Here is a 19,569-nt window from a genome sequence, read left to right on the forward strand (position 1 = left end):
ACCATCTTTTTCGCGCGCGGGGCCTCCCGCGCACGTCAGGGGATGGGAGTTACCATGACGGTCATCAACACCAATGGCGCCGCGCTTCGAGCGATGGCGGCCACGCAGCGCGCCAATACCGATCTGGCGCAATCCATGGCGCGACTGTCCTCGGGCCAGCGGATCAATTCGGCCAAGGACGATGCGGCCGGGCTGGCGATCAGCAGTTCCATGACCGCACAGATTCGCGGCATGACCCAGGGCATCCGCAACGCGATGGACGGCGTCTCGCTGGTCCAGACCGCCGACGGCGCGCTGACCGAGGTGTCCAACATGCTGCAACGGATCCGCGAGCTGGCGGTGCAGGCGGGATCGGGGACGTACAGCATGAGCGACCGCGCGGCGCTTCAGCTGGAAGTGACCGCGCTGTCGACGCAGATCGACCAGACGCTTCGCAACGCCTCATTCAACGGGGTGGCGTTGTTCAACGCCAATGCGCCGGTTTACGACAGCAATAACCAGTTGGTCGATGCTAGCGTAAAGCTTAACGTACAGGCTGGACCGAATATCACCGACACGATTCCAATTTCCATCCCTCCCGTTCCCACGGAATTCCTCAGAGATCGCGTCAATACAACATGGGACTATGATGGCCCACTCGACAATCCAGTAAGAATAACACAGCCCTATACCGGACCCACCTCGCATCTTGTAACGTTTGACGATTATATGGCGCGTGGGCGCATTGCGGGAGATTACATCACGAGGAATGATATAGGCCGTATTGTCTATACGCAAAATGGCGATCAATGGTTCAAAAACAGCGGCGTCTATTACAACAATCAGAATAATCTAATTGATTATGACGCTCACAGGAATTTCTCGCTGACCGACGAGCTCAACGTTACCAACCGCTATCGCACCGATAATACGCTCAAACGCATCGACGACCTGTTGACGACGGTGGCGAGCGTCCAAGGACAACTCGGCGCAACTGCAAACCGCCTGCAATCCGCTGTCTCCACCCTGACCAGCGGCACCACCAATTTGTCGGAAGCGCGTTCGCGCATCGCCGACACCGATTATTCCGAAGAGTCCGTCAAACTCGCCCGCGCCCAAATTTTGGCCCAGGCTTCGACCGCCATGCTCGCCCAGGCCAATCAAAGCCAGAAGGACGTGCTGAAACTGCTCGGCCAGTAACGAAAAAGGGCGGCCCCGCAGGACCGCCCTTTCGTCATCGGTCAAGAAAACCTGATTATTCCGGCTTCTTCGCCACCGCGACCAGTGCTGGGCGCAGCAGGCGGTCCTTGATCATGTAACCCGACTGCATCTCCTGCACGATCGTGCCCGGTTCCTGGTCGGAGGGCATTTCGATCATCGCCTGATGCTTGTTGGGGTCGAGCGGCTGGCCCATCGCCTCGATCTTGGTGATGCCGTGGCGGCCGAGCACGCTGTCCAGCTCGCGGCCGGTCGCATCGAGGCCGGTCACCAGCCCCTTCCACTTGTCATCGGTGCGCAGATCGGCCGGGATCGCCTGCAGCGCACGCTGGAGATTGTCGGCGACCGACAGGACGTCGCGCGCGAACGCGGTCGCGGCATAGTTGCGCGCGTCGACCGCTTCCTTCTCGGCACGGCGACGGACATTCTGATTCTCGGCCTGGGCATAGAGATATTGCTGCTTGGCCTCGGCCAGCTGGTTCTCCAGCTCGGCGACGCGGTCCTGCACGGCCACTTCGGGCGCGGCCTCGGCCGTCTCTTCGCGCAGGTCGTTCGGGGTTTCGTTGGTCGTGTTGTCGCTCATCATAATCCCTGTTCAGCCCATCATCCGGGCGAGCGTTGCCGCCGTGAAATCCACCATGGGCACGACGCGGGCATAGTTCAACCGCGTCGGCCCGATTACGCCGACCACACCGACCACCTGGCCGTCCAGCCCCCGAAAAGGCCGTGCGATCACCGAAGACCCGGACAGCGCGAACAATTTGTTCTCCGCGCCGATGAAGATGCGGGTCGAATCGCCCGCGCGCGCCGAATCGAGCAGATGCGCGATTTCCTGCTTGCCTTCCAGATCGTCGAGCAGGTCGCGGACCCGCTCCAGATCGGCGGCGGCGGCGGCATCGATCAGCCGTCCCTGCCCCCGCACGATCAGGATCGGACGCCGCTCGCCATCCTCGCTCCAGACGGCCAGCCCCTGTTCGACCAGCGCGCGTGCCGCACCGTCCAGCGCCGCACGTCCCGCCGCCAGCTCGCGCTCCAGCCGCTCGCGCGCCTGGCCCAGCGTGAGGCCCGCCAGCGTGGCGGACAGATAATTGCCCGCCTCGACCAGTGCAGATCCCGTCATGCCCGGCGGCAGTTCGAGCACCCGGTTTTCCACCGCGCCATCCTCCGCGACCAGCACGGCCAGCGCCTGGATCGGCGACAGGGGCACGAAGCCGATCGAGCGCAACTTCATCTCGCGCTTGGGCACCATGACAAGGCCCGCGCAGGCCGACAGCCCCGACAGCACCGCCGTCGTCGCCGCCAGCGCCTCCTCGACCGGGCCGGAGCGCGCGGCGCGTGCCTCGATCGCGGCGCGCTCCTCGATGCTGGGCTCCATCGCGTGCATCATGCCGTCGACGAACAGCCGCAGCCCCATATCGGTCGGCATCCGTCCCGCACTGGTATGCGGCGCCGCCAGCAACCCGCGCTCCTCCAGTTCCTGAAGGACGTTGCGGATCGAGGCGGGCGACAGGTTGATCCCCGACAGCGCGATGGTCTTCGACCCGACCGGCTGGCCGCTGGTCAGATAGCTGTCGACCACCACACGAAAGATATCGCGTGCCCGGTCGGTCAGCTCGGTGATCGGAAGTGTGACCATGACGGAAATGTAGGTATTAGCCCCACACCACTCAACCGCGATCGGAAGACACTCTCTTCCTCTCTGCGTCCTCTGCGCGCAAAAAAAGAGATTGTTCACGCGAAGCCGCGATGGCGCGAAGATTTCCAGTCCCCTCTTCGCGGCGTCGCGGCTTCGCGTGAACTATTTTGTCGCGCAGAGGCGCAGAGGGCGCAGAGAAGAAGGTTGTCGTCTTCCGATCGCCACCGTCCCATCTGGCGCTCTAGGCGGGGGGCGGTTAGGGCTGTCCTCAAGGAACAAGGAGAAGACTATGCGCCCGTCCGGCCGGATGCCCGACCAGATGCGTCCCATCACCATCGAACCGAACTTCACCCGCCACGCCGAAGGTTCGGTGCTGATCGGGTTCGGCGATACCAAGGTGCTCGTTACCGCCAGCGTCGAAGAGCGAGTCCCCCCCTTCCTGCGCGGCAAGGGCGAAGGCTGGGTCACGGCCGAGTACGGCATGCTCCCCCGCGCCACCCATACGCGCGGCAGCCGGGAAGCGGCCAAGGGCAAGCAGTCGGGCCGTACCCAGGAAATCCAGCGGCTGATCGGCCGTTCCCTGCGCGCCGTCTGCGACCTGAAGGCGCTGGGCGAGCGGCAGATCACCATCGACTGCGACGTGATCCAGGCCGATGGCGGCACCCGCACCGCCGCCATTTCGGGCGCCTGGGTCGCGCTGCGCATGGCGGTCAACAAGCTGATGGCCGAGGGCAAGCTGGCCAGCGACCCGATCCGCAACAAGGTCGCGGCCGTCTCGTGCGGTATCCATCAGGGCACGCCCGTCCTCGACCTCGACTATATCGAGGATTCGGCCGCCGATGCCGACGCCAATTTCGTGCTGATCGAGAACGGCCATATCGCCGAGGTCCAGGCGACCGCCGAAAGCGCGACCTATGACGAAGAGGCGCTACTGCGCCTGCTGCGTCTCGCGCGTATGGGCTGCAACGAGATCTTCGCCGCGCAGGACCGGGCGATCCGCGCATGAGCGGCGAAGGAAGCGGCCGCCAGGCGATCCGCAAGCTGACGCCGGGCAAGCTGGTCCTCGCCAGCCATAACAAGGGCAAGATCGTGGAATTCCGCGAACTCCTCGCGCCCTATGGCATGGAGGTGATCGCAGCCGGTGACCTGGACCTGCCCGAGCCAGAGGAAACCGGCACGACCTTCGTCGCCAATGCCGAACTGAAGGCGCTGGCCGCTGCCGACCTGTCGGGCCTGCCCGCCCTGTCGGACGATAGCGGTCTGTGCGTCGAGGCGCTGGGCGGCGATCCGGGCCTCTTCTCGGCGCGCTGGGCGGGGCCGGAGAAGGACTTCGGCATGGCGATGCGCGCGGTCGAGGATCGGCTGAACGAGGAGCCCGATATGGCCCGCGCGGCGCATTTCATCTGCGCGCTCGCGATCGGCTGGCCCGATGGTCATGTCGAATGGTTCGAGGGGCGTGTGGACGGCACGATCGTCTGGCCGCCACGTGGCGACAAGGGCCATGGCTACGACCCGATCTTCCAGCCGATCGGCTATAGCGAAACCTTCGCCGAGATGGATCAGGACGAAAAGAACCGCATCAGCCACCGCGCCGATGCCTTCGGGCAGCTGGTAAAGGCGGTGTTCTGAAAAAAATCCTCCCCGGCACGGGGAGGTGGCAGGCCGAAGGCCTGACGGAGGGGGGCTTCCGCAGAGGATGACCTATGTGGTGATCCCCCTCCACCAGCCTGCGGCTGGTCCCCCTCCCCGTACCGGGGAGGATTTAAGACTTACCCCTTCGCCAAACGCTTCTGGTTCGCCGTGACCGCCTTGTGAACCGGCGCCATCGCCTGCACCGGCATCGACGCGCCGATCAGCATCGCGCGCGCCATCGCTTCCCAGGCATCCAGCATGTTCCCATGCGGGTCGTGCCGCGACAGCCGCGACAACGCCGCCTGATCCCGGTTCCACACCTTCGCCGACTGGTCGAAGGCCTTCACCTTCTCGCTGACCATGAGCGTCATTTCCGCCGCCGAAGACGTGCCCGTCGCCATCGCGCCCATGCGCGAGGCGATGACGCTCTGCGCGCTCAGCATCGACTCACCCGCCATCACCGCGAATCGTGCGGGTGCGGTCCAGAAGGATATCCACGCCATCGGATCATAGGGATTCGCCATCGCGTCAGTACCTTCCCGTCATGCCCGGCCGAGTCAGAAAGTCCGCTCGCCGAAGACGTTGCCGGTCGGGCTATAGCGACAAACGAGGAAATCGTCGCGCGCATTGCTCGCCATCGCGCAACCGACCGCCGTGGAACGCGCCCAGACGATCTGTGTGTAATGCGCCACATCGCCGAACCGGCCGGTCCGGCTGGCCTGCGGCACGGGCAGATTCACGAAGTCGCGCTTTTCGGCGACCCAATGCCCCATCATCTCGTCATAGCGATAGGCGCCGCGCGTGCCGGTCCACAGATTCTCGCCCTGCCGCGTCGGTCCCTGCGGCTGTTCGGCATGTTCGAAACGGCCGGTGCGCGCCAGGTCCTGCGCATAGGCCAGCGCGCTCGCCGCCAGCCCCTCGTCCCAGACTAGCGGGCGCAAACCGACTTCCGCCCGTGCCGCCCGGTGGCCGTTCAGCATGGCCTGACGCAGCAACCCGGCCCCACGCGGCGCGGACGCATCCGAGGTCCGCTGCTCGACGATCCGGGGCGGCGGCCGCTCCACCCCGCCGGTCTGCGAGGGGATCATCGGCCCGCATCCCGCCAGCAGGATCGCGGCGGCCGATAACGATAAGAGATGGCGAAGCGTGCGCATCCCCGCCATATCGGGGCGCATCATGTCCTCCGCAATATCGCCGTCCCCCGCCCCGCTCGCGCTTTATGTCCATTGGCCCTTCTGCGTCTCCAAATGCCCCTATTGCGACTTCAACAGCCATGTCCGCGAGTCGGTGGACCAGGCCGCCTGGGCCGATGCGATGCTCGCCGATCTGGCCCATGAAGCCGCCATTCTGCCGGGACGGCGGCTGACCTCGATCTTTTTCGGCGGCGGCACGCCATCGCTGATGCCGCCTGCCACCGTCGCCGCGATCCTGAACGCGGCCGAGCGCCACTGGGGCTTTGCCGAGGGGATCGAGATCACGCTGGAGGCCAATCCCTCCTCGGTCGAGGCCGCGCGCTTCGCCGATCTCGCCGCCGCCGGGGTCAACCGCGCCTCGCTGGGCGTGCAGGCGCTGGATGACGAGGCGCTGCGTTTCCTGGGTCGCGCGCATGGCGTGGACGAGGCGCTGCGCGCGCTCCAGACCGCGCAGGAGCAGTTCGGGCGGGTCAGCTTCGACCTGATCTATGCCCGTCCCGGCCAGCCCCTGCCCGAGTGGGAAGCCGAGCTGACCCGGGCGATCGGCTATGGGACCGAGCATCTGTCGCTCTATCAGCTGACCATCGAGCCGGGCACGCGCTTCCATACCGAGGCAGCGGCCGGGCGGCTGGTCATTCCGGACGGCGATGCCGCCGCCGACCTGTTCGAGACGACGCGCGCGATCACCGCCGCCGCAGGCCTTCCCGCCTATGAGACCTCCAACCATGCCCGAATCGGCGCGGAGAGCCGCCACAACCTGACCTATTGGCGTTACGGCGATTATGCCGGGATCGGCCCCGGCGCGCATGGCCGCCGCGAAGGCGTCGCCACCGCGCGGCGCAAGAAGCCGGAAAACTGGATGGGTGCCGTCGACCGCAACGGCCATGGCATCGAGCTGGAGGAAACCCTCCCCCCGGCCACCCGCGCGACCGAAGCGCTGGTCATGGGCCTGCGCCTGGCCGAAGGCGTCGACCTGTCCCGCGTCGCCGCACTGGCCGAGGGACGCGAGATGGTGAACCACGCCGCCGTCACCACCCTGGCGCGACAGGGTCTGGTCCGCCTGGACGGCGAGCGGCTGATCGTCACCGAAGCGGGGGCGCTCCTGCTCGACGCGATCCTGCGTGAGGTGGTGCTGACGGAGGACTGAGTCGCCTCAGCAGACAGACTGGCGCACCCATTCCAGATAGCGCGGCGATGCTTCGGTGATCGGCAGTGCGACGATCTCCGGCACGTCATAGCTGTGCAGCGCCTCGATCGCCTCGCACAGTCGGGCGAAGCGGCTGCGTATCGTCTTGATATGCAGCATCACTTCCGGCTCATGCTGGACCGCACCGTCCCAGCGATACCAGCTTTCGACCGGCATCATCTGGACACACGCCGCCAGCCGCTGTTCGACCAGCGCCCGTGCGATCCCCGCCGCTTCGTCGCGGCTGCCGACCGCGCACATCACGACGATGGCCTCGCCAATCATCCCCCGAACCCGGTCGGTGCTGGGCTGACGGTCACGGCGGTGCCGTCGCGCAGTTCCTGCACCTCCAGCGCGCGTTCGGCCACGCCGTCGCGGCCGAAGCGAAAGGCGCCGTCGATCCCGGCGAAGCCGTCCGAGGCGCGCAGCCGTGCTTCGGGGAAGGGCGCGTTCATCTTCCAGTCGCGCGCGATCCGCACGGTCAGCAGAACCGCGTCATACCCCAGGCTCGACAAACGATAGGGGGCAGCGCGGAAGCGGGCGCGGTACTTGGTCGCATATTGGCGGTAGAGCGTGTTGGAGACGCTGGCGAACCACGCACCGTTCAGCGCGGCGCGCGCGGCGATGCCCGATTCGGAATTCCACAATTCGGTGCCCAGCAGCCGCGTGTTCGCCCCCGGCCCGCGCTTGAGGATGGGCGCGGCGGCCGCCGCCGTCGCGCCGCCATCGGCGATCAGCACGGCGTCATAGGGAGCCTTGGCGTTCAGCCGCTGGGCCGCCGCGCCGATGCCGCCCGCGACCCGGCCATAGGGCTGGAGCGAGACGACCTGCCCTCCCGCCCCTTCGACCGCCCGCAGGAAGGCGGTGGAGGCCCGTTCGCCATAAAGGCCGTTGGGAACCAGCCCGGCAAAGGTCGTGACGCCGCGTCCGCGCGCATAGGTGACGACCCGGTCGATCGACTGGGCGGGGGTATAGCCCATCAGATACGTGCCGTTCCCGGCCACGCCCGCATCGTTGGAAAAGCTGATGACCGGCACCCGCGCGGTATGCGCGATCGGCGCGACGGCGCGGACATCCTCGGACAAGAGCGGCCCCAGGATCAGCTGCGCGCCCTCGGCGATCGCCTTCTGCGCCGCAGCGCCCGCGCCGTTCGCGGTATCGTAATTGGTGATGCGGATCGTGTCGGCCTGCGCATCGAGCAGCGCCATCATCGTCGCATTGGCGATCGACTGGCCCACCCCGGCATTGCTGCCCGACAAGGGCACGAGCAGCGCGATGCGATGACGCGCGGTGTCACGGGGCAGCCCCGCCTCCGGCTCGGTCGAGGGGCGCGGGGTGGTCGGCACCGGCCGCGACTCGGGTCGTTCCACCGGCCCGCGCGGCACGATCGTCTGACAGGCGGCCAGCGCCAGCGTCGTCGCCAGCGCGACGGCGCGCCCCATACGCCCCGTCGGAAATGGGAAGCGGCCCCGAATGACGGCCCCCGGTTGTACGAACAGCCCTGCCTCTGTCATGACGATCCCCGTGACCCAAATCGAAAACACTCTCGAACCCGGCCTGTACATCGTCGCGACCCCTATCGGCAATCTCGGCGATCTGTCTCCGCGTGCGGCCAACATTTTGACAAACGCCGATATCATTGCGGTCGAGGACAGTCGCGTGACGGCCGGGCTGCTCCGCCATATCGGGGTGAAACGGCCCATGCAGCCCTATCACGACCACAATGCCGAGCATGTCCGCCCCGGCCTGATCGCGCGCATGGCGACCCAGGCGGTGGCGCTCGTCTCCGACGCCGGGACCCCGCTGATCTCCGATCCCGGATACAAGCTGGTGCGCGACGCGCGGGCGGCGGGCCATGCGGTGGTGACGATCCCCGGCCCCTGCGCCGCGATCGCCGCGCTGACGCTGGCCGGGCTGCCGACCGATCGCTTTCTGTTCGCGGGCTTCCTGCCACCCAAGGAAAAGGCGCGCGCCGATGCCATTGCCGAGATCGCCAGCATCCGTGCCACCCTGGTCCTCTACGAATCAGGTCCGCGTCTGGCGGCGACGCTGACCGCCCTGGCCCAGGGACTCGGCGACCGCGAGGCGGCGGTGACGCGCGAAATCACCAAGAAGTTCGAGGAGGCCGTGACCGGCACCCTCTCCACCCTCGCCGCGCGCTATGCCGAGGGCGGGCCGAAGGGCGAGATCGCGATCGTCGTCGCCCCGCCGGGCGAAGCGCCGCCCGCCACCGAACAGGATGCCGACGCCGCGCTGGCCGAGGCGCTGACCCGCCTGCCCGTCGGCCGCGCGGCGAGCGAAGTCGCCAAGGCGCTGGGGCTTGACCGCAAGACGCTCTATGCCCGCGCGCTGGCGATGAAGGACGGCGGTTCAAGCGACTAGGCGCCTGCATTAGCGATTCGGCAAGGATCGATGGCGCAGGGAGGAACATGGGAACCGCCATGTACGCCTTTCAGTTTCGCCACGACATCAACCTGCTCGACATCCAATGGACCGGGCATTTCACGCCCGAGGTCGCGAACCGCTATGCCCAGGAACTGGTCGAGGCGTTCCGGCGCAGCGGCTTCCGCCCCGGCTATCGCCTGCGCATCGACATGTCGGCGATCAGCGTCCAGCCGAAGGAAGCGATCATGACGGTCCATGAGGCGCTGCGCGACTTTCCCCGCGCCAGCCGGATCGCGATGATCAACGGCAGCGCGATCGGGCGGCAACAGATCCGGCGGCTGATGACCCAGCCCTATCTGCGGGTGTTCGATCCCGCCGAGGACAGCCTGGCCTGGCTGACCGCGCCGGAGTAATCGCTCGCCCACGCCGTTATCCTTGGATAGCATGGGCCAATGCCCCCGCCCTCCGCCCGCCCCCGCCGTGATCGCCGTGCCGCCGAAGAAGCGGGCCGTCGCGGCGAACGCCTCGCCGCCTGGTGGCTGCGGCTGAAGGGCTGGACGATCCTCGACCGCCGGGTGCGCACGCCTGCGGGCGAGATCGATCTGGTAGCGCGGCGCGGATCGCTGGTCGCCTTTGTCGAGGTGAAGACGCGCAAGACCGCCGCCGAACTGGATTTCGCGATCGACGCGCGGCGGCTGGCACGGGTCGCGGCCGCCGCCGAGGTGCTGATGGCGACCTATGCCGGGCCGGGCGACGATATCCGGGTCGACGTCATCCTGCTCGCGCCGGGCACGCGGCCGCGTCACATCGAAAACGCATGGTGTGGGTGACAGGCGCGCGGGCAGCGATTACCTCCCGTCCGCAACACCTCAAGGAAGGAAGCCCCCATGTCCAAGCCGCTGACCGTCGCCGTCCAGATGGACCCGATGGACCAGATCAACATCGCCGGGGACTCGACCTTCGCACTGATGCTGTCGGCCCAGGCGCGCGGGCACACTCTGTTCCACTATGACGCAGGCGACCTCAACTGGTCGGACGGGCACCTCTGGACGAAGGCGCATCCCGTCACCGTGCAGCGCGTCGCGGGCGACCATTACCGGTTCGGCGAGCCGGTGAAGCTGGACCTGGGCGACGCGGCCGATGTCGTGCTGATGCGGCAGGATCCGCCCTTCGACCTGGGCTATATCACCGCGACCCACCTGCTGGAGCGGGTCGCCGAGAAGACGCTGGTCGTGAACAATCCGCGCAGCGTGCGCAACGCGCCGGAAAAGGTCTTCGTCCTCGACTATCCGCAGTTCATGCCGCCGACGCTGGTCACCCGCTCGCTGGACGAGGCGCGGGCATTCCTGACGGAGCATGGCGAGATCGTCATCAAGCCGCTGCACGGCAATGGCGGCAAGGCGATCTTCAAGGTCGGGCGCGACGGCGCGAACCTGTCCGCGCTGATCGAGGTGTTCAACACCGCCTATCGCGAGCCGCATATGGTGCAGGCGTTCCTGCCCGCCGTGGCCAAGGGTGACAAGCGCATCGTCCTGATCGACGGCGAAGTCGCGGGCGCGATCAACCGCCTGCCAGGCGAGGGCGAGATCCGCTCCAACCTGGCGGTCGGCGGCTCGGCGCAGAAGACCGAATTGACCGAGCGTGAGCGTGAAATCTGCGCGGTGCTCGGGCCGGAGTTGAAGCGGCGCGGGCTGTTGTTCGTCGGGATCGACGTGATCGGCGGCGAATGGCTGACCGAGATCAATGTCACCTCCCCCACCGGCATCGTCGCCATCGAGACGTTCGACGGGACGGATGTCGCGGGCCTGATCTGGGACGCGATCGAGGCAAAGGTCGCGGCGAAGGGCTGAACGCAATCCTCCCCGGCACGGGGAGGTGGCAGGCCGAAGGCCTGACGGAGGGGGCATGCCGCAATGGACGTACCGTGCGGCACGCCCCCTCCACCATGCTGCGCATGGTCCCCCTCCCCGTGCCGGGGAGGATTATTCCCGACGGAACCCATCGCCCCCCCATGCTTTTCCTTCCCCGAGCAACGAAGGGCATGAGCATGGGTGCAACGACCATCGGCGCCATGGTGGGCGCCGCCATTGACGGAATGTCGGGTGATGACGGTGTCGCGGACGGCGCGATCATCGGTGCGGTGACCGCCAATGTCCTGAAAGTCGTGCTGCCGCTCGCCATCACCTATGCGGTGGGCTGGGCGGTGCTGCGCGGCGCGGGTGAGATCAAGGACCGGGTTTTTGGAGAAACAGCATGATCGGACGTATTATCGGCGCACTCGTCGGGCGTGAAATCGGTCGCCGCGAAGGCAATGACGGCTTCAAGGGTGCGGCGCTGGGTGCGCTGGCCGTCGGCGGCATACGCCGCCTGGGTCCGCTCGGCCTGCTGCTCGGCGGCGGCTATGCGGCCAAGAAGGCCTATGACCGGCACAAGGCCGGAAAGGTCGCGGGCAACCGCTTCTAAGGCCTCGCTTCCAGACAAAGCGATACCGCAGCGCGTCAAGCATGTCTTGACGCGCTGCAACCGCGTGCGTCAAAGGCAGATATGCCAAACTCGCCCGCCCATCCCGACGATCCCCACAAGCTGAAGCGCCGCGGCATGTTGTTCGTGCTGTCCTCGCCCTCGGGTGCGGGCAAGTCGACGATCGCGCGCAAGCTGCTCGCCGATGACGACGGCCTGCAAATGTCGGTGTCGGCAACGACGCGCGGCATCCGGCCGGGCGAAGAGGACGGCCGGGACTATCACTTCGTCGACCTCGAGGAATTTCGCCGCATGGTGGCGGATGACGAGTTCCTCGAATGGGCGCATGTCTTCGACAATCGCTATGGCACGCCGCGCGCTCAGGTCGAGGCGATGCTGGCGGCGGGCAAGGACGTGCTGTTCGACATCGACTGGCAGGGCGCGCAACAGCTGTTCCAGATCGCGGGCGGCGACGTGGTCCGCGTGTTCATCTTCCCCCCCTCGATGGAGGAACTGCGCCAGCGACTCGAGCGCCGCGCGACCGACTCGGTCGAGGTGATCGACGCCCGCATGGCCCGCGCGACCAACGAGGTCAGCCACTGGGACGGCTATGATTACGTCCTGGTCAATGACGATGTGGAGCAGTGTTTCCAGGGCGTGAAGACGATCCTGCAAGCCGAGCGGCTGAAGCGCTCGCGCCAGACCGGGTTGATCGGGTTCATCCGGAAGCTGACGACGAAGTAAGCGCGGGGCGGGCACTTCGACTTCGCTCAGTGCGAACGGAGTGTAGGACGGGTGACAACCCACGCGGGGTTCCCTCCCACGTCTCCTTGCCCCCGTTCAGGCTGAGCGTAGTCGAAGCCCAAGGGAAACCCTCGCCGGACGCGCATCCCATGCATTTCGACTTCGCTCAGTGTGAACGGAGCGCGGGATAGGTGGCAACCACCCTCGACTCCCGTTCAGGCTGAGCGCAGTCGAAGCCCACGCCCTGCCCTCGAAACAAACTTATCCCAGCGCCTTCAAGAACTTCACTGCCGCGTCGAACTCCCGACGCTTGGCCTCTCGCGCTTCGACGGCGAGGTAATCCTCACCCCAGATCTCGGCCTGGAAATCCTCGTCGACATGCGCGGCGGTCCAGATCGCATCGGCCTCCGCCGCCCCCTCCAGCAGCGCCAGGGCCAGCACCAGCGAGCCGGTAATCGTCACCACCGGCGACAGCGCGGCAAGACGGAACGGATCGAGCGCCGCCACGGCCTGCGCCAGCCGCTCGACCGTCGCGGGAGGCTGGGGCTGGTGCATGATCCCCGTCACCAGGGTGAAATGCACGTCGTAGCGATCCCGCGCCCAGTCGCGCAGCGGGTTCCACACTACATCCTGCCGCGCCACCAGTTCCGGCGGCGAGTCCGCGCGGTAACAGAGCAGGTCGCTCTCCGCATAACGCGCCAGCCCGGCCGCGAACGGCGCCGGGTCCGCGCCGATCCGGTCGATCGCCGCATTGGCGAGGCCGGTCAGCGGCATGGCGCGCGGGTCGACCGTTTCCTCGACGTCGCGCCACTCGCCCGCGACCGCCTCGGCCAGCGCCATCGTCGGCAGCGCCAGCGGCACCCGCCCCGGCGTGCGCACCGGCCGGTCGTCGAGCCGCACGACCCGCTCGGCATCGACCGAGACGTTTGTCCAGAACCGCTTCATTCGCCCCCGCTCCGCCAGCGATGCGCCAGGCCGGCGGGCACGATCGCGATCATCGCCAGCGCCGACAGGATGATGGCGACGCCCAGCGCCTTGTGCGGCCATGCCACCCCGCGCGAAGCCAGCACCACGCCGAACAGTGCGCCCGCCACGCCGATCAGGCGCACGCCCATGATGATGAACCAGCGCCGCCGCGCGCGCGTGTCGCCGCTCATGACCGCACCAGCAGGGCGGGTAGGTCCGCAACCTCTTGCGCCACGACCTCGGCGCCTGCGCTCACCAGTTCCGTCACGTTATGATATCCCCAGGCGACACCGACCGCGAAGGCACCTGCCGCCTTGCCCATCGCCATGTCGAAGCTCGTATCACCGATCATCGCGACATCCTGCGCCGCCACGCCGGTCTCGGCCATGGCGGCCAGCACCATCGACGGGTCGGGCTTGGACGGGTGCCGGTCGGCGGTTTGCAGTGTGACGAAATGATCCGCCAGACCATGTTCGGCCAGCACCCGTTTGAGGCCTCGATCCGACTTGCCCGTCGCCACGCCCATCAGCCAGCCCTCCCCCGCCAGATGGTCGAGCAGGGCGGAGATGCCGTCGAACAGCGGCTCGGGTTCCATCGCGCCCGCGGTGCGCAGTCGGAAGAAGGCCGCCTTATAGTCGCTGGCCAGTTGGTGGTGCATCGCGTCGGGCTGGTCGGGTGCGAGCACACGCATCGCCTCGACCAGGCTCAGCCCGACGATCCGGCGAATTGCGGGGGCGGGCGGCGGGGTCAGGCCGGCCAGGGTGAACGCCTCGACGGCGGCGAGACAGATATTGGCCTGGCTATCGACCAGAGTACCGTCACAATCGAACAGGGCAAGGCGCGGGCGCGTCATCGCCCCCTCCTATCGGCAAGGGTGGCGCGGGGGAAGCATGACGTTTCGGATGAACAACAGCTAACAACCGTATTCAGCATCCGAACATGGCGAATCACCCATAAGGGCTTCAACGACGACGGGAATCGCCCCGCCGCCGCCGGTTTGAAGATCAAGGGAGATCGTGATGTTCAAGAAGCTTTCGCTCGCTGCCGCCGCCCTTGCCGTCGGCGCGACGGCCATGGTTCCGACCGCTGCTTCGGCGCAGCGTTATTATGATCGCGGCTACGGCTACGACCGCGCCTATGGCGACGCCTATTCGGACGGTTACAATCGCGGCCCGCGCTATGACCGCGGCTATTATGACCGTGGAGGCTACAACCGTGGCTATTACAACCGTGGTCCGCAGCGCTGCAACAACGGCACCACGGGCACCATCGTCGGCGCGATCGCCGGTGGCCTGCTGGGCCGCACGATCGACACGCGGGGCGACCGTACCCTCGGCACGATCCTGGGCGGCGGCGCCGGGGCGCTGGCCGGTCACGCGATCGAAAAGTCGAACAATCCCGGCTATTGCCGGTAATCTTTGGGGCGAGGGGGATGTCCCCCTCGCCCTTGGATAAACGAAAGCCCCGTCGACCCAGGTCGGCGGGGCTTTTTGCCATGCTTGATCCTCCCCGGCACGGGGTGGTGGCAGGGCGTCAGCCCTGACGGAGGGGGGCTTGCGCCACAGGACAGCCCTTGCGGCGCTCCCCCTCCACCATGCTGCGCATGGTCCCCCTCCCCGTTCCGGGGAGGATTATACTAGCGCGTACCTCTGCCCCGACGTTCGCCGCGGCGTTCCTTGCGATACTGCTTGGCGTGCGCTTTGGCGCGCTGCTTCAGGACTTCCTTGGGCGGCGGGCCGCGATCCTCGTCCTGGGGCAGGACGTCGCCGCGAATCTCGTCAAAGCCCAGCTGGTTCATCGATTCGGCGAAGTGGGTCGGCAGTTCGGCCGTCTGGTCGATCCGGCCGCCATCGGGGTGATCGACGCGGATGCGGCGCGCGTGCAGATGCATCTTGCGGCTGATCCCGCCGGTCAGGAACGCCGCCGCACCGCCATATTTGCCGTCGCCGACGATGGGATGGCCGATCGCGGCCATATGCACGCGCAGCTGGTGGGTACGGCCGGTGAAGGGCTGCAACTCGACCCAGCAGCAGCTGTTGCCCGCCCGCTCGATCACGCGGTAGCGCGAGCGCGCCGACTGGCCGTTTTCCTCGTCGACATGCATCTTCTCGCCGCCGGTGCCCGGCTGCTTGGCGATGGGCAGCTCGATCGTGCCGTCGTCGATCGAGGGCACGCCGACGACCAGCGCCCAGTAGATCTTCTTGGCGGTGCGCCCCGAAAACGCCTTGGCGAAGAACGCCGCCGCGCGGGCATTGCGCGCGACCAGCAGCGCGCCCGACGTGTCCTTGTCCAGCCGGTGGACCAGCTTGGGCCGTCCCTCCGCCTCGAACTGCAGCGCGTCGAGCAGGCCGTCGACATGCTGCGTCGTCTTGGTCCCCCCTTGCGTCGCCAGACCCGGCGGCTTGTTGAGGACCAGCGCGTCGCGATCCTTGTGGATCACCATCTCGCGCGCGAACGACTCCTCGTCCTCGGACAGGATGTGGCGCGGCCGCATCGTCGGCTTGCTGCTCTCGGCCAGCGCGGGCTCGGCGGGGGGCACGCGCAGCACCTGGCCCGCCGCGATCCGGTCGCCCGGCGTCGCGCGCAGACCATCGACGCGCAACTGGCCGGTACGCGCCCATTTGGCGACGGTGGTGAAGCTGGTGTCGGGCATATGCCGCTTGAACCAGCGGTCCAGCCGGATGCCGTCATCGTCATAGCCGACCGTGAATTGGCGGACAGAGTCCGTCATGCGAAAATCCTTGTTATCGAAAGTCCGGCCCAAAGCGCGGCCAGCGAACCCAGCAACGACAAGGCGACATAACCGAGCGCGACCGTGATCTGGCCGCGTTCGATCAGGGTGATGGTATCGAGCGAGAAGGAGGAAAAGGTGGTGAAGCCCCCCAATATCCCGACGCCGACAAACAGCCGCCACCCTTCCGCGCCGCCGGTCCGGGCGAGGACGCCCGCCAGCAATCCCATCAACAGACCGCCGACCCAGTTGACGGTCAGCGTGCCATAGGGAAAGTCCGGGCCGAACGCATGGAGCATGTAGCGGCCGGTCAAATGCCGGGCGCCCGAGCCCAATGCGCCGCCCAGCATTACGAGAAGAAGCGGTGACATGATCGCCGTCCCTTAGCGCAACCCCGTCAGCCGCGCAAAGGACAAGCGCGGGACGTCGGGATCAGCGGCCCTTGACCACCAGATCGATGTCGGTGCCACCCCCGGGCCGGGCGGTCGCATAGACCATATAGGCCGCCGGTCCCCGCGTACCGCCCAAGACATGTTGCGCGCCGTCCAGCTTGTGCTCGGCGCTGTAGCCCGCCCCGCTGGCGCGGGTATAGTAATAGTCGATGACCTTGGCGGCGGGTGCGGCGGTACGCAGGCTGACGATGCGCAAGCCGCAGCCATTCGCGTCATTGCCCGCCGCTTCCGCCACGCGCGAGCCTGGATAGGGGGCAAGGGCCTGCGGCATCCGGTTCGCCCATGTCGCGGAATAACGCAGGCCCGACAGGCAGGCGGCATTGCCCGGCTGCTGCCCGGCCTTGGCCGCCAGCGTGAAGGCCCCGGCCGAGGCGCGGCATTCGGGGCAGTCGCGCGCGGCCACCGGCGCGGACTTCAGCGTGCGGGCATCGACCGGATCGGCGGGCGGCGGCAGCGAGGGCAGCTGGTCGCTCGCGGGCCGGTTGGGCGGACGCACGGCATTGGCGTTGGAGCTTTGGGTGAGGCCGGGATCGACCATGATCTGCCCGGCCAGCGCCTCGCGCAGTTGCGGGTCGCGGCTCGGGTTGCCGTCGTTCATCGACGCCAGTTCGTTGTCCAGGGCATTGAGCTGCGCATCGTCATCGGACGTGCCGCCACAGGATGCGAGCAACAGGCAGCCCAGCGGGATCAGGATATGGTGCGACTTCGCCATCATGGGGAGCGGTCTAGCACGGCTAGGCGACGCGATCATTAACGGTTCTTGCCTTTGTCATGCCCCAGTGCGGGATATCGAAGCACTCGCCCATTCCTCCCCTGCAAGGGGAGGAACAGGATGAATGTCGATCGAGGCCGCCCCCTTGCGCTTGTAGAAAGGGCCAGCCCACGCCATCTTTATTTCTATGCTGAACCTGTTTTCGGTCGTCATCGGCCTGGTCGCGCTTTTGCTCGGTATCGTGCCCTTCCTGCCCTTTTTCGCCTGGGGTTACTGGTTCGTGATCCCCATAGCGATCGTCGGCGCGGCGGTGGGCGCATTGTCGTCGCGCGATACGGGGCGCAATCTGAACCTGATCCTTATCCTGATCTTCGGCCTCCGCCTGATGCTGGGCGGCGGATTCATCTAAAACGAGAAATGGCCCGGCGGGTCTCCCCGCCGAGCCGTCCTTGATGCTGTCCGCCGGTTTAGCGGCAGCGGACCTGACCGCGATCGATCTGCTGGCCGAGCAGCGCGCCGCCGCCTGCGCCGATCACGGTGCCGAGCAGGCGCGACCCGCCGCCCGCAATCACATTGCCCAGCGCACCGCCCGCCAGACCGCCGATGACCAGGCCCGTGGTGCCGTCATTGCGGCGGCAATAGAAACGGCCGTTCATGCCGCGATAGATGCGGTCGTTCCGGCCGAGCGCGCGCGGCTGGTAATAACGGCCGTCGCGATAATAGCGCTCGGGATAATAGCCGCGCTGGCCCGGCTCGAAACGGTTATAGTCGTAATTGCGCCAGCGGACGTTGCGCATGTCCTTGCGATAATCCTTGCGGGCATCGCGAATGTCCTCGCGATATTCGCGGCGCGCCTCGCGGATGTCGCGCGGCGAATCGGCGCGGCGGACGTCGCGGTTATAGTCACGGCGGGCGTCCCGCACGTCTTCGCGATATTCCTGGCGCGCTTCCCAGCCGTTGCGCTGCGCCTCGGCGGGAATGGCGGAAAAGGCGGTGGCGGCGATCGTCGCCGTCAACAGAGCAATACGCATACTCGAACTCCCGTTGATGATGGGAGGAAGAACCCGCATTTATCCCGCTTGTTGCGTGAACCGAAAACTACTGGGCGTTCACTATCGAGACAGGATCATCTGTTTGATTTTCCAAACCAAAAAGGGCGCCACCCGAAGGTGACGCCCCCTGTTTCCCCGCCATGGGGGAAAGGCCGTTAGCGGCAGCGGCGGTTGCTCGTGCCGCGCTCGATCTCGCGACCGGCGAGCGCGCCCACGGCGGCACCGCCCAGCGTGCCCAGCGTGCGATCGCCGCGCGTATCGATCGTGCGGCCCAGCAGCGCACCCGCGACGCCGCCGACGACCAGCCCCGTCGTGCCGTCCGGCTTGCGGCAGCGGACGCGGCCACGGTCATCGCGCCATTCGCGATACTTGTAGCGGCGCTGCGCGTCGGCGGCGGTCACCGGCAGGACCAGCGTGGGGACGACCATCGCGGTGCAGCCCAGGGCAAGCATCAATTTCCGCATCACAAACTTCCTTTCAAATTGATCTGACGCCGTAACGTCCCACTTCTACTGTCCGTTGCATGAACGGGAGATAACGTCACGTTCATCAACGCGCCGCCCTTTCCCCCTGCGAAGGGCCGCTCTAGGGTCGTGCGCGATGCTGCCCCAACCCACCGCCATGCTGCCCGCCGTGATGCCCTGGCTCGACCTGGCGGGGCTGGCCGTGTTCGCCGTGTCGGGCGCGCTGGTCGCGGCCAAGCACCGCCAGACGATGGTCACACTCGTCTTCTTCGCGCTCATCACCGGGGTCGGCGGGGGGACGCTGCGCGACCTGTTGATCGATGCGCCGGTCTTCTGGGTGCATGACGCGCGGGTGCCGCTCGTCTGCCTGATCGCGGCGGTCGCGGTCTGGGCGACGCCGGAGCGCTGGTGGCGGGGGAGCGCGCTCGACTGGTTCGACGCGGTAGGGCTGGCGGCCTATGCCGTCTATGGCGCGGCGAAGGCGAGCGGCTATGGCATTCCCCCCATCCCGGCGGCGATGCTGGGGGTGGTGTCGGCCTGTGTCGGGGGCATCATCCGCGACGTGATCGCGGGCGAGCCGTCGATCCTGATGCGGCCGGAACTGTATGTGACGGCGGCCGCGCTGTCCTCGACCAGCTATGTGATCCTGATGCAGCTGGGAGTGCCGGGTGCGGGGCCGATCGCGGCGCTGGCGGGGTTCGTGCTGCGCGGGGCGGCGATCCGATATCGGATCGCTTTGCCCGCTTATCCGGCGAAAGG

General features: G+C 67.1%; 28 protein-coding genes. 14 read left to right on the forward strand and 14 right to left on the reverse strand.

Annotation, left to right across the window (positions count from 1 at the left end):
* Positions 1 to 54 precede the first annotated feature (54 nt).
* Positions 55 to 1,179: a flagellin N-terminal helical domain-containing protein gene (locus BSZ14_RS20230; protein WP_076709736.1), complete on the forward strand. Its 1,125-nt coding sequence runs from the start codon at positions 55 to 57 to the stop codon at positions 1,177 to 1,179.
* Positions 1,180 to 1,234: 55 nt separating this feature from the next.
* Here the strand turns inward: BSZ14_RS20230 and grpE are convergent, their stop codons facing one another.
* Positions 1,235 to 1,780, reverse strand: coding sequence for a nucleotide exchange factor GrpE (gene grpE, locus BSZ14_RS03035; protein WP_076709759.1), 546 nt, complete (start codon positions 1,778 to 1,780; stop codon positions 1,235 to 1,237).
* Positions 1,781 to 1,792: 12 nt separating this feature from the next.
* A complete protein-coding gene (hrcA, locus tag BSZ14_RS03040; RefSeq protein WP_076709737.1) occupies positions 1,793 to 2,833 on the reverse strand; it encodes a heat-inducible transcriptional repressor HrcA in 1,041 nt (346 codons plus the stop codon).
* A gap of 289 nt (positions 2,834 to 3,122) precedes the next feature.
* Here hrcA and rph point away from each other — a divergent pair, with 289 nt between their 5' ends.
* Positions 3,123 to 3,839 carry a ribonuclease PH gene (gene rph, locus BSZ14_RS03045; RefSeq protein ID WP_076709738.1) on the forward strand — a complete coding sequence of 239 codons (717 nt, stop codon included), beginning with the start codon at positions 3,123 to 3,125 and terminating at the stop codon, positions 3,837 to 3,839.
* A complete protein-coding gene (rdgB, locus tag BSZ14_RS03050) occupies positions 3,836 to 4,462 on the forward strand; it encodes an RdgB/HAM1 family non-canonical purine NTP pyrophosphatase (protein ID WP_076709739.1) in 627 nt (208 codons plus the stop codon). Before rph ends, rdgB begins: the two co-directional genes overlap by 4 nt.
* 140 nt (positions 4,463 to 4,602) lie before the next feature.
* Here the strand turns inward: rdgB and BSZ14_RS03055 are convergent, their stop codons facing one another.
* Both BSZ14_RS03055 and BSZ14_RS03060 read right to left on the reverse strand, forming a co-directional pair.
* On the reverse strand, positions 4,603 to 4,989 hold the full coding sequence (locus BSZ14_RS03055) for a hypothetical protein (RefSeq protein ID WP_042484572.1): 387 nt from the start codon (positions 4,987 to 4,989) through the stop codon (positions 4,603 to 4,605).
* Between the two features lie 33 nt (positions 4,990 to 5,022).
* Complete coding sequence (locus BSZ14_RS03060; protein WP_241823612.1) at positions 5,023 to 5,643, reverse strand: CAP domain-containing protein; 621 nt, start codon at positions 5,641 to 5,643, stop codon at positions 5,023 to 5,025.
* On the opposite strand from BSZ14_RS03060, the gene hemW reads away from it, so the two are divergent.
* The gene (gene hemW, locus BSZ14_RS03065) at positions 5,642 to 6,805 is read left to right on the forward strand and encodes a radical SAM family heme chaperone HemW (RefSeq protein ID WP_076709740.1); all 1,164 of its coding nucleotides are present in this window, start codon (positions 5,642 to 5,644) and stop codon (positions 6,803 to 6,805) included. The genes BSZ14_RS03060 and hemW overlap by 2 nt on opposite strands.
* A 6-nt stretch (positions 6,806 to 6,811) precedes the next feature.
* Here hemW and cutA read toward each other — a convergent pair whose 3' ends face one another.
* Positions 6,812 to 7,129 carry a divalent-cation tolerance protein CutA gene (cutA, locus tag BSZ14_RS03070; protein WP_076709741.1) on the reverse strand — a complete coding sequence of 106 codons (318 nt, stop codon included), beginning with the start codon at positions 7,127 to 7,129 and terminating at the stop codon, positions 6,812 to 6,814.
* Complete coding sequence (locus BSZ14_RS03075; protein WP_089413568.1) at positions 7,126 to 8,286, reverse strand: penicillin-binding protein activator; 1,161 nt, start codon at positions 8,284 to 8,286, stop codon at positions 7,126 to 7,128. The genes cutA and BSZ14_RS03075 overlap by 4 nt, the downstream gene beginning before the upstream one ends.
* 70 nt (positions 8,287 to 8,356) lie before the next feature.
* Between BSZ14_RS03075 and rsmI the strand changes: the two genes are divergently transcribed.
* The 7 genes from rsmI to gmk all read left to right on the forward strand — a co-directional run bounded on the left by rsmI (position 8,357) and on the right by gmk (position 12,433).
* Entirely contained in the window at positions 8,357 to 9,226 is an 870-nt protein-coding gene (rsmI, locus tag BSZ14_RS03080) for a 16S rRNA (cytidine(1402)-2'-O)-methyltransferase (RefSeq protein ID WP_042484566.1), read from the forward strand.
* 47 nt (positions 9,227 to 9,273) lie between these two features.
* Positions 9,274 to 9,642: an STAS/SEC14 domain-containing protein gene (locus tag BSZ14_RS03085; protein ID WP_338012065.1), complete on the forward strand. Its 369-nt coding sequence runs from the start codon at positions 9,274 to 9,276 to the stop codon at positions 9,640 to 9,642.
* A gap of 39 nt (positions 9,643 to 9,681) precedes the next feature.
* Positions 9,682 to 10,059, forward strand: a complete 378-nt coding sequence (locus BSZ14_RS03090) for a YraN family protein (RefSeq protein WP_076709743.1) — start codon at positions 9,682 to 9,684, stop codon at positions 10,057 to 10,059.
* Positions 10,060 to 10,116: 57 nt separating this feature from the next.
* Entirely contained in the window at positions 10,117 to 11,079 is a 963-nt protein-coding gene (gshB, locus tag BSZ14_RS03095) for a glutathione synthase (protein WP_076709744.1), read from the forward strand.
* 197 nt (positions 11,080 to 11,276) lie between these two features.
* The gene (locus tag BSZ14_RS03100; RefSeq protein WP_042484584.1) at positions 11,277 to 11,486 is read left to right on the forward strand and encodes a hypothetical protein; all 210 of its coding nucleotides are present in this window, start codon (positions 11,277 to 11,279) and stop codon (positions 11,484 to 11,486) included.
* Entirely contained in the window at positions 11,483 to 11,692 is a 210-nt protein-coding gene (locus BSZ14_RS03105; protein ID WP_042484557.1) for a hypothetical protein, read from the forward strand. The genes BSZ14_RS03100 and BSZ14_RS03105 overlap by 4 nt, the downstream gene beginning before the upstream one ends.
* A gap of 81 nt (positions 11,693 to 11,773) precedes the next feature.
* Positions 11,774 to 12,433, forward strand: a complete 660-nt coding sequence (gmk, locus tag BSZ14_RS03110) for a guanylate kinase (protein ID WP_198930439.1) — start codon at positions 11,774 to 11,776, stop codon at positions 12,431 to 12,433.
* A gap of 261 nt (positions 12,434 to 12,694) precedes the next feature.
* Here gmk and BSZ14_RS03115 read toward each other — a convergent pair whose 3' ends face one another.
* The 3 genes from BSZ14_RS03115 to BSZ14_RS03125 are packed head-to-tail and all read right to left on the reverse strand — an operon-like array spanning position 12,695 to position 14,252.
* Positions 12,695 to 13,378, reverse strand: coding sequence for an ATP12 family chaperone protein (locus BSZ14_RS03115; RefSeq protein WP_076709745.1), 684 nt, complete (start codon positions 13,376 to 13,378; stop codon positions 12,695 to 12,697).
* Entirely contained in the window at positions 13,375 to 13,590 is a 216-nt protein-coding gene (locus tag BSZ14_RS03120) for a hypothetical protein (protein WP_076709746.1), read from the reverse strand. Before BSZ14_RS03120 ends, BSZ14_RS03115 begins: the two co-directional genes overlap by 4 nt.
* Positions 13,587 to 14,252, reverse strand: a complete 666-nt coding sequence (locus tag BSZ14_RS03125) for an HAD-IA family hydrolase (protein WP_076709747.1) — start codon at positions 14,250 to 14,252, stop codon at positions 13,587 to 13,589. The genes BSZ14_RS03120 and BSZ14_RS03125 overlap by 4 nt, the downstream gene beginning before the upstream one ends.
* Positions 14,253 to 14,418: 166 nt before the next feature.
* Here BSZ14_RS03125 and BSZ14_RS03130 point away from each other — a divergent pair, with 166 nt between their 5' ends.
* The gene (locus BSZ14_RS03130) at positions 14,419 to 14,814 is read left to right on the forward strand and encodes a glycine zipper 2TM domain-containing protein (protein WP_042484542.1); all 396 of its coding nucleotides are present in this window, start codon (positions 14,419 to 14,421) and stop codon (positions 14,812 to 14,814) included.
* 221 nt (positions 14,815 to 15,035) lie between these two features.
* Here the strand turns inward: BSZ14_RS03130 and BSZ14_RS03135 are convergent, their stop codons facing one another.
* The 3 genes from BSZ14_RS03135 to BSZ14_RS03145 all read right to left on the reverse strand — a co-directional run bounded on the left by BSZ14_RS03135 (position 15,036) and on the right by BSZ14_RS03145 (position 17,297).
* Entirely contained in the window at positions 15,036 to 16,130 is a 1,095-nt protein-coding gene (locus tag BSZ14_RS03135) for an RluA family pseudouridine synthase (RefSeq protein ID WP_042484539.1), read from the reverse strand.
* Positions 16,127 to 16,501 (reverse strand): fluoride efflux transporter CrcB, encoded by a 375-nt coding sequence (gene crcB / locus BSZ14_RS03140; RefSeq protein WP_076709748.1) that lies wholly within the window; start codon positions 16,499 to 16,501, stop codon positions 16,127 to 16,129. The genes BSZ14_RS03135 and crcB overlap by 4 nt, the downstream gene beginning before the upstream one ends.
* 61 nt (positions 16,502 to 16,562) lie before the next feature.
* Positions 16,563 to 17,297 carry a hypothetical protein gene (locus BSZ14_RS03145; protein ID WP_083748061.1) on the reverse strand — a complete coding sequence of 245 codons (735 nt, stop codon included), beginning with the start codon at positions 17,295 to 17,297 and terminating at the stop codon, positions 16,563 to 16,565.
* A gap of 184 nt (positions 17,298 to 17,481) precedes the next feature.
* Here BSZ14_RS03145 and BSZ14_RS03150 point away from each other — a divergent pair, with 184 nt between their 5' ends.
* Positions 17,482 to 17,703 carry a hypothetical protein gene (locus BSZ14_RS03150; RefSeq protein WP_042484536.1) on the forward strand — a complete coding sequence of 74 codons (222 nt, stop codon included), beginning with the start codon at positions 17,482 to 17,484 and terminating at the stop codon, positions 17,701 to 17,703.
* Between the two features lie 58 nt (positions 17,704 to 17,761).
* Here the strand turns inward: BSZ14_RS03150 and BSZ14_RS03155 are convergent, their stop codons facing one another.
* Both BSZ14_RS03155 and BSZ14_RS03160 read right to left on the reverse strand, forming a co-directional pair.
* Positions 17,762 to 18,325 (reverse strand): glycine zipper 2TM domain-containing protein, encoded by a 564-nt coding sequence (locus tag BSZ14_RS03155; RefSeq protein ID WP_042484534.1) that lies wholly within the window; start codon positions 18,323 to 18,325, stop codon positions 17,762 to 17,764.
* A gap of 176 nt (positions 18,326 to 18,501) precedes the next feature.
* Positions 18,502 to 18,810 carry a glycine zipper 2TM domain-containing protein gene (locus tag BSZ14_RS03160; protein WP_042484532.1) on the reverse strand — a complete coding sequence of 103 codons (309 nt, stop codon included), beginning with the start codon at positions 18,808 to 18,810 and terminating at the stop codon, positions 18,502 to 18,504.
* Positions 18,811 to 18,967: 157 nt separating this feature from the next.
* On the opposite strand from BSZ14_RS03160, the gene BSZ14_RS03165 reads away from it, so the two are divergent.
* On the forward strand, positions 18,968 to 19,569 hold a 602-nt coding region (locus tag BSZ14_RS03165; RefSeq protein ID WP_198930441.1), incomplete at its 3' end, for a trimeric intracellular cation channel family protein.

Source organism: Sphingomonas sp. Sph1(2015) (genome assembly GCF_001970915.1).
Taxonomy (GTDB): Bacteria; Pseudomonadota; Alphaproteobacteria; order Sphingomonadales; family Sphingomonadaceae; genus Sphingomonas; species Sphingomonas parapaucimobilis.

Bases quoted from the DNA above. Each gene is read 5' to 3' on its own strand.
- BSZ14_RS20230 (WP_076709736.1), top strand. From the start codon at position 55: ATGACGGTCATCAACACCAATGGCGCCGCGCTTCGAGCGATGGCGGCC.
- BSZ14_RS03130 (WP_042484542.1), top strand. From the start codon at position 14,419: ATGTTCAAGAAGCTTTCGCTCGCTGCCGCCGCCCTTGCCGTCGGCGCG.
- BSZ14_RS03105 (WP_042484557.1), top strand. From the start codon at position 11,483: ATGATCGGACGTATTATCGGCGCACTCGTCGGGCGTGAAATCGGTCGC.
- crcB (WP_076709748.1), bottom strand. From the start codon at position 16,501: ATGTCACCGCTTCTTCTCGTAATGCTGGGCGGCGCATTGGGCTCGGGC.
- hrcA (WP_076709737.1), bottom strand. From the start codon at position 2,833: ATGGTCACACTTCCGATCACCGAGCTGACCGACCGGGCACGCGATATC.
- rsmI (WP_042484566.1), top strand. From the start codon at position 8,357: ATGACGATCCCCGTGACCCAAATCGAAAACACTCTCGAACCCGGCCTG.
- BSZ14_RS03090 (WP_076709743.1), top strand. From the start codon at position 9,682: ATGCCCCCGCCCTCCGCCCGCCCCCGCCGTGATCGCCGTGCCGCCGAA.
- BSZ14_RS03155 (WP_042484534.1), bottom strand. From the start codon at position 18,325: ATGCGTATTGCTCTGTTGACGGCGACGATCGCCGCCACCGCCTTTTCC.
- gshB (WP_076709744.1), top strand. From the start codon at position 10,117: ATGTCCAAGCCGCTGACCGTCGCCGTCCAGATGGACCCGATGGACCAG.
- BSZ14_RS03125 (WP_076709747.1), bottom strand. From the start codon at position 14,252: ATGACGCGCCCGCGCCTTGCCCTGTTCGATTGTGACGGTACTCTGGTC.
- BSZ14_RS03145 (WP_083748061.1), bottom strand. From the start codon at position 17,297: ATGATGGCGAAGTCGCACCATATCCTGATCCCGCTGGGCTGCCTGTTG.
- cutA (WP_076709741.1), bottom strand. From the start codon at position 7,129: ATGATTGGCGAGGCCATCGTCGTGATGTGCGCGGTCGGCAGCCGCGAC.
- BSZ14_RS03100 (WP_042484584.1), top strand. From the start codon at position 11,277: ATGGGTGCAACGACCATCGGCGCCATGGTGGGCGCCGCCATTGACGGA.
- BSZ14_RS03085 (WP_338012065.1), top strand. From the start codon at position 9,274: ATGGGAACCGCCATGTACGCCTTTCAGTTTCGCCACGACATCAACCTG.
- BSZ14_RS03115 (WP_076709745.1), bottom strand. From the start codon at position 13,378: ATGAAGCGGTTCTGGACAAACGTCTCGGTCGATGCCGAGCGGGTCGTG.
- rdgB (WP_076709739.1), top strand. From the start codon at position 3,836: ATGAGCGGCGAAGGAAGCGGCCGCCAGGCGATCCGCAAGCTGACGCCG.
- gmk (WP_198930439.1), top strand. From the start codon at position 11,774: ATGCCAAACTCGCCCGCCCATCCCGACGATCCCCACAAGCTGAAGCGC.
- BSZ14_RS03160 (WP_042484532.1), bottom strand. From the start codon at position 18,810: ATGCGGAAATTGATGCTTGCCCTGGGCTGCACCGCGATGGTCGTCCCC.
- BSZ14_RS03120 (WP_076709746.1), bottom strand. From the start codon at position 13,590: ATGAGCGGCGACACGCGCGCGCGGCGGCGCTGGTTCATCATCATGGGC.
- BSZ14_RS03150 (WP_042484536.1), top strand. From the start codon at position 17,482: ATGCTGAACCTGTTTTCGGTCGTCATCGGCCTGGTCGCGCTTTTGCTC.
- BSZ14_RS03075 (WP_089413568.1), bottom strand. From the start codon at position 8,286: ATGGGGCGCGCCGTCGCGCTGGCGACGACGCTGGCGCTGGCCGCCTGT.
- grpE (WP_076709759.1), bottom strand. From the start codon at position 1,780: ATGAGCGACAACACGACCAACGAAACCCCGAACGACCTGCGCGAAGAG.
- hemW (WP_076709740.1), top strand. From the start codon at position 5,642: ATGTCCTCCGCAATATCGCCGTCCCCCGCCCCGCTCGCGCTTTATGTC.
- BSZ14_RS03060 (WP_241823612.1), bottom strand. From the start codon at position 5,643: ATGATGCGCCCCGATATGGCGGGGATGCGCACGCTTCGCCATCTCTTA.
- rph (WP_076709738.1), top strand. From the start codon at position 3,123: ATGCGCCCGTCCGGCCGGATGCCCGACCAGATGCGTCCCATCACCATC.
- BSZ14_RS03055 (WP_042484572.1), bottom strand. From the start codon at position 4,989: ATGGCGAATCCCTATGATCCGATGGCGTGGATATCCTTCTGGACCGCA.
- BSZ14_RS03135 (WP_042484539.1), bottom strand. From the start codon at position 16,130: ATGACGGACTCTGTCCGCCAATTCACGGTCGGCTATGACGATGACGGC.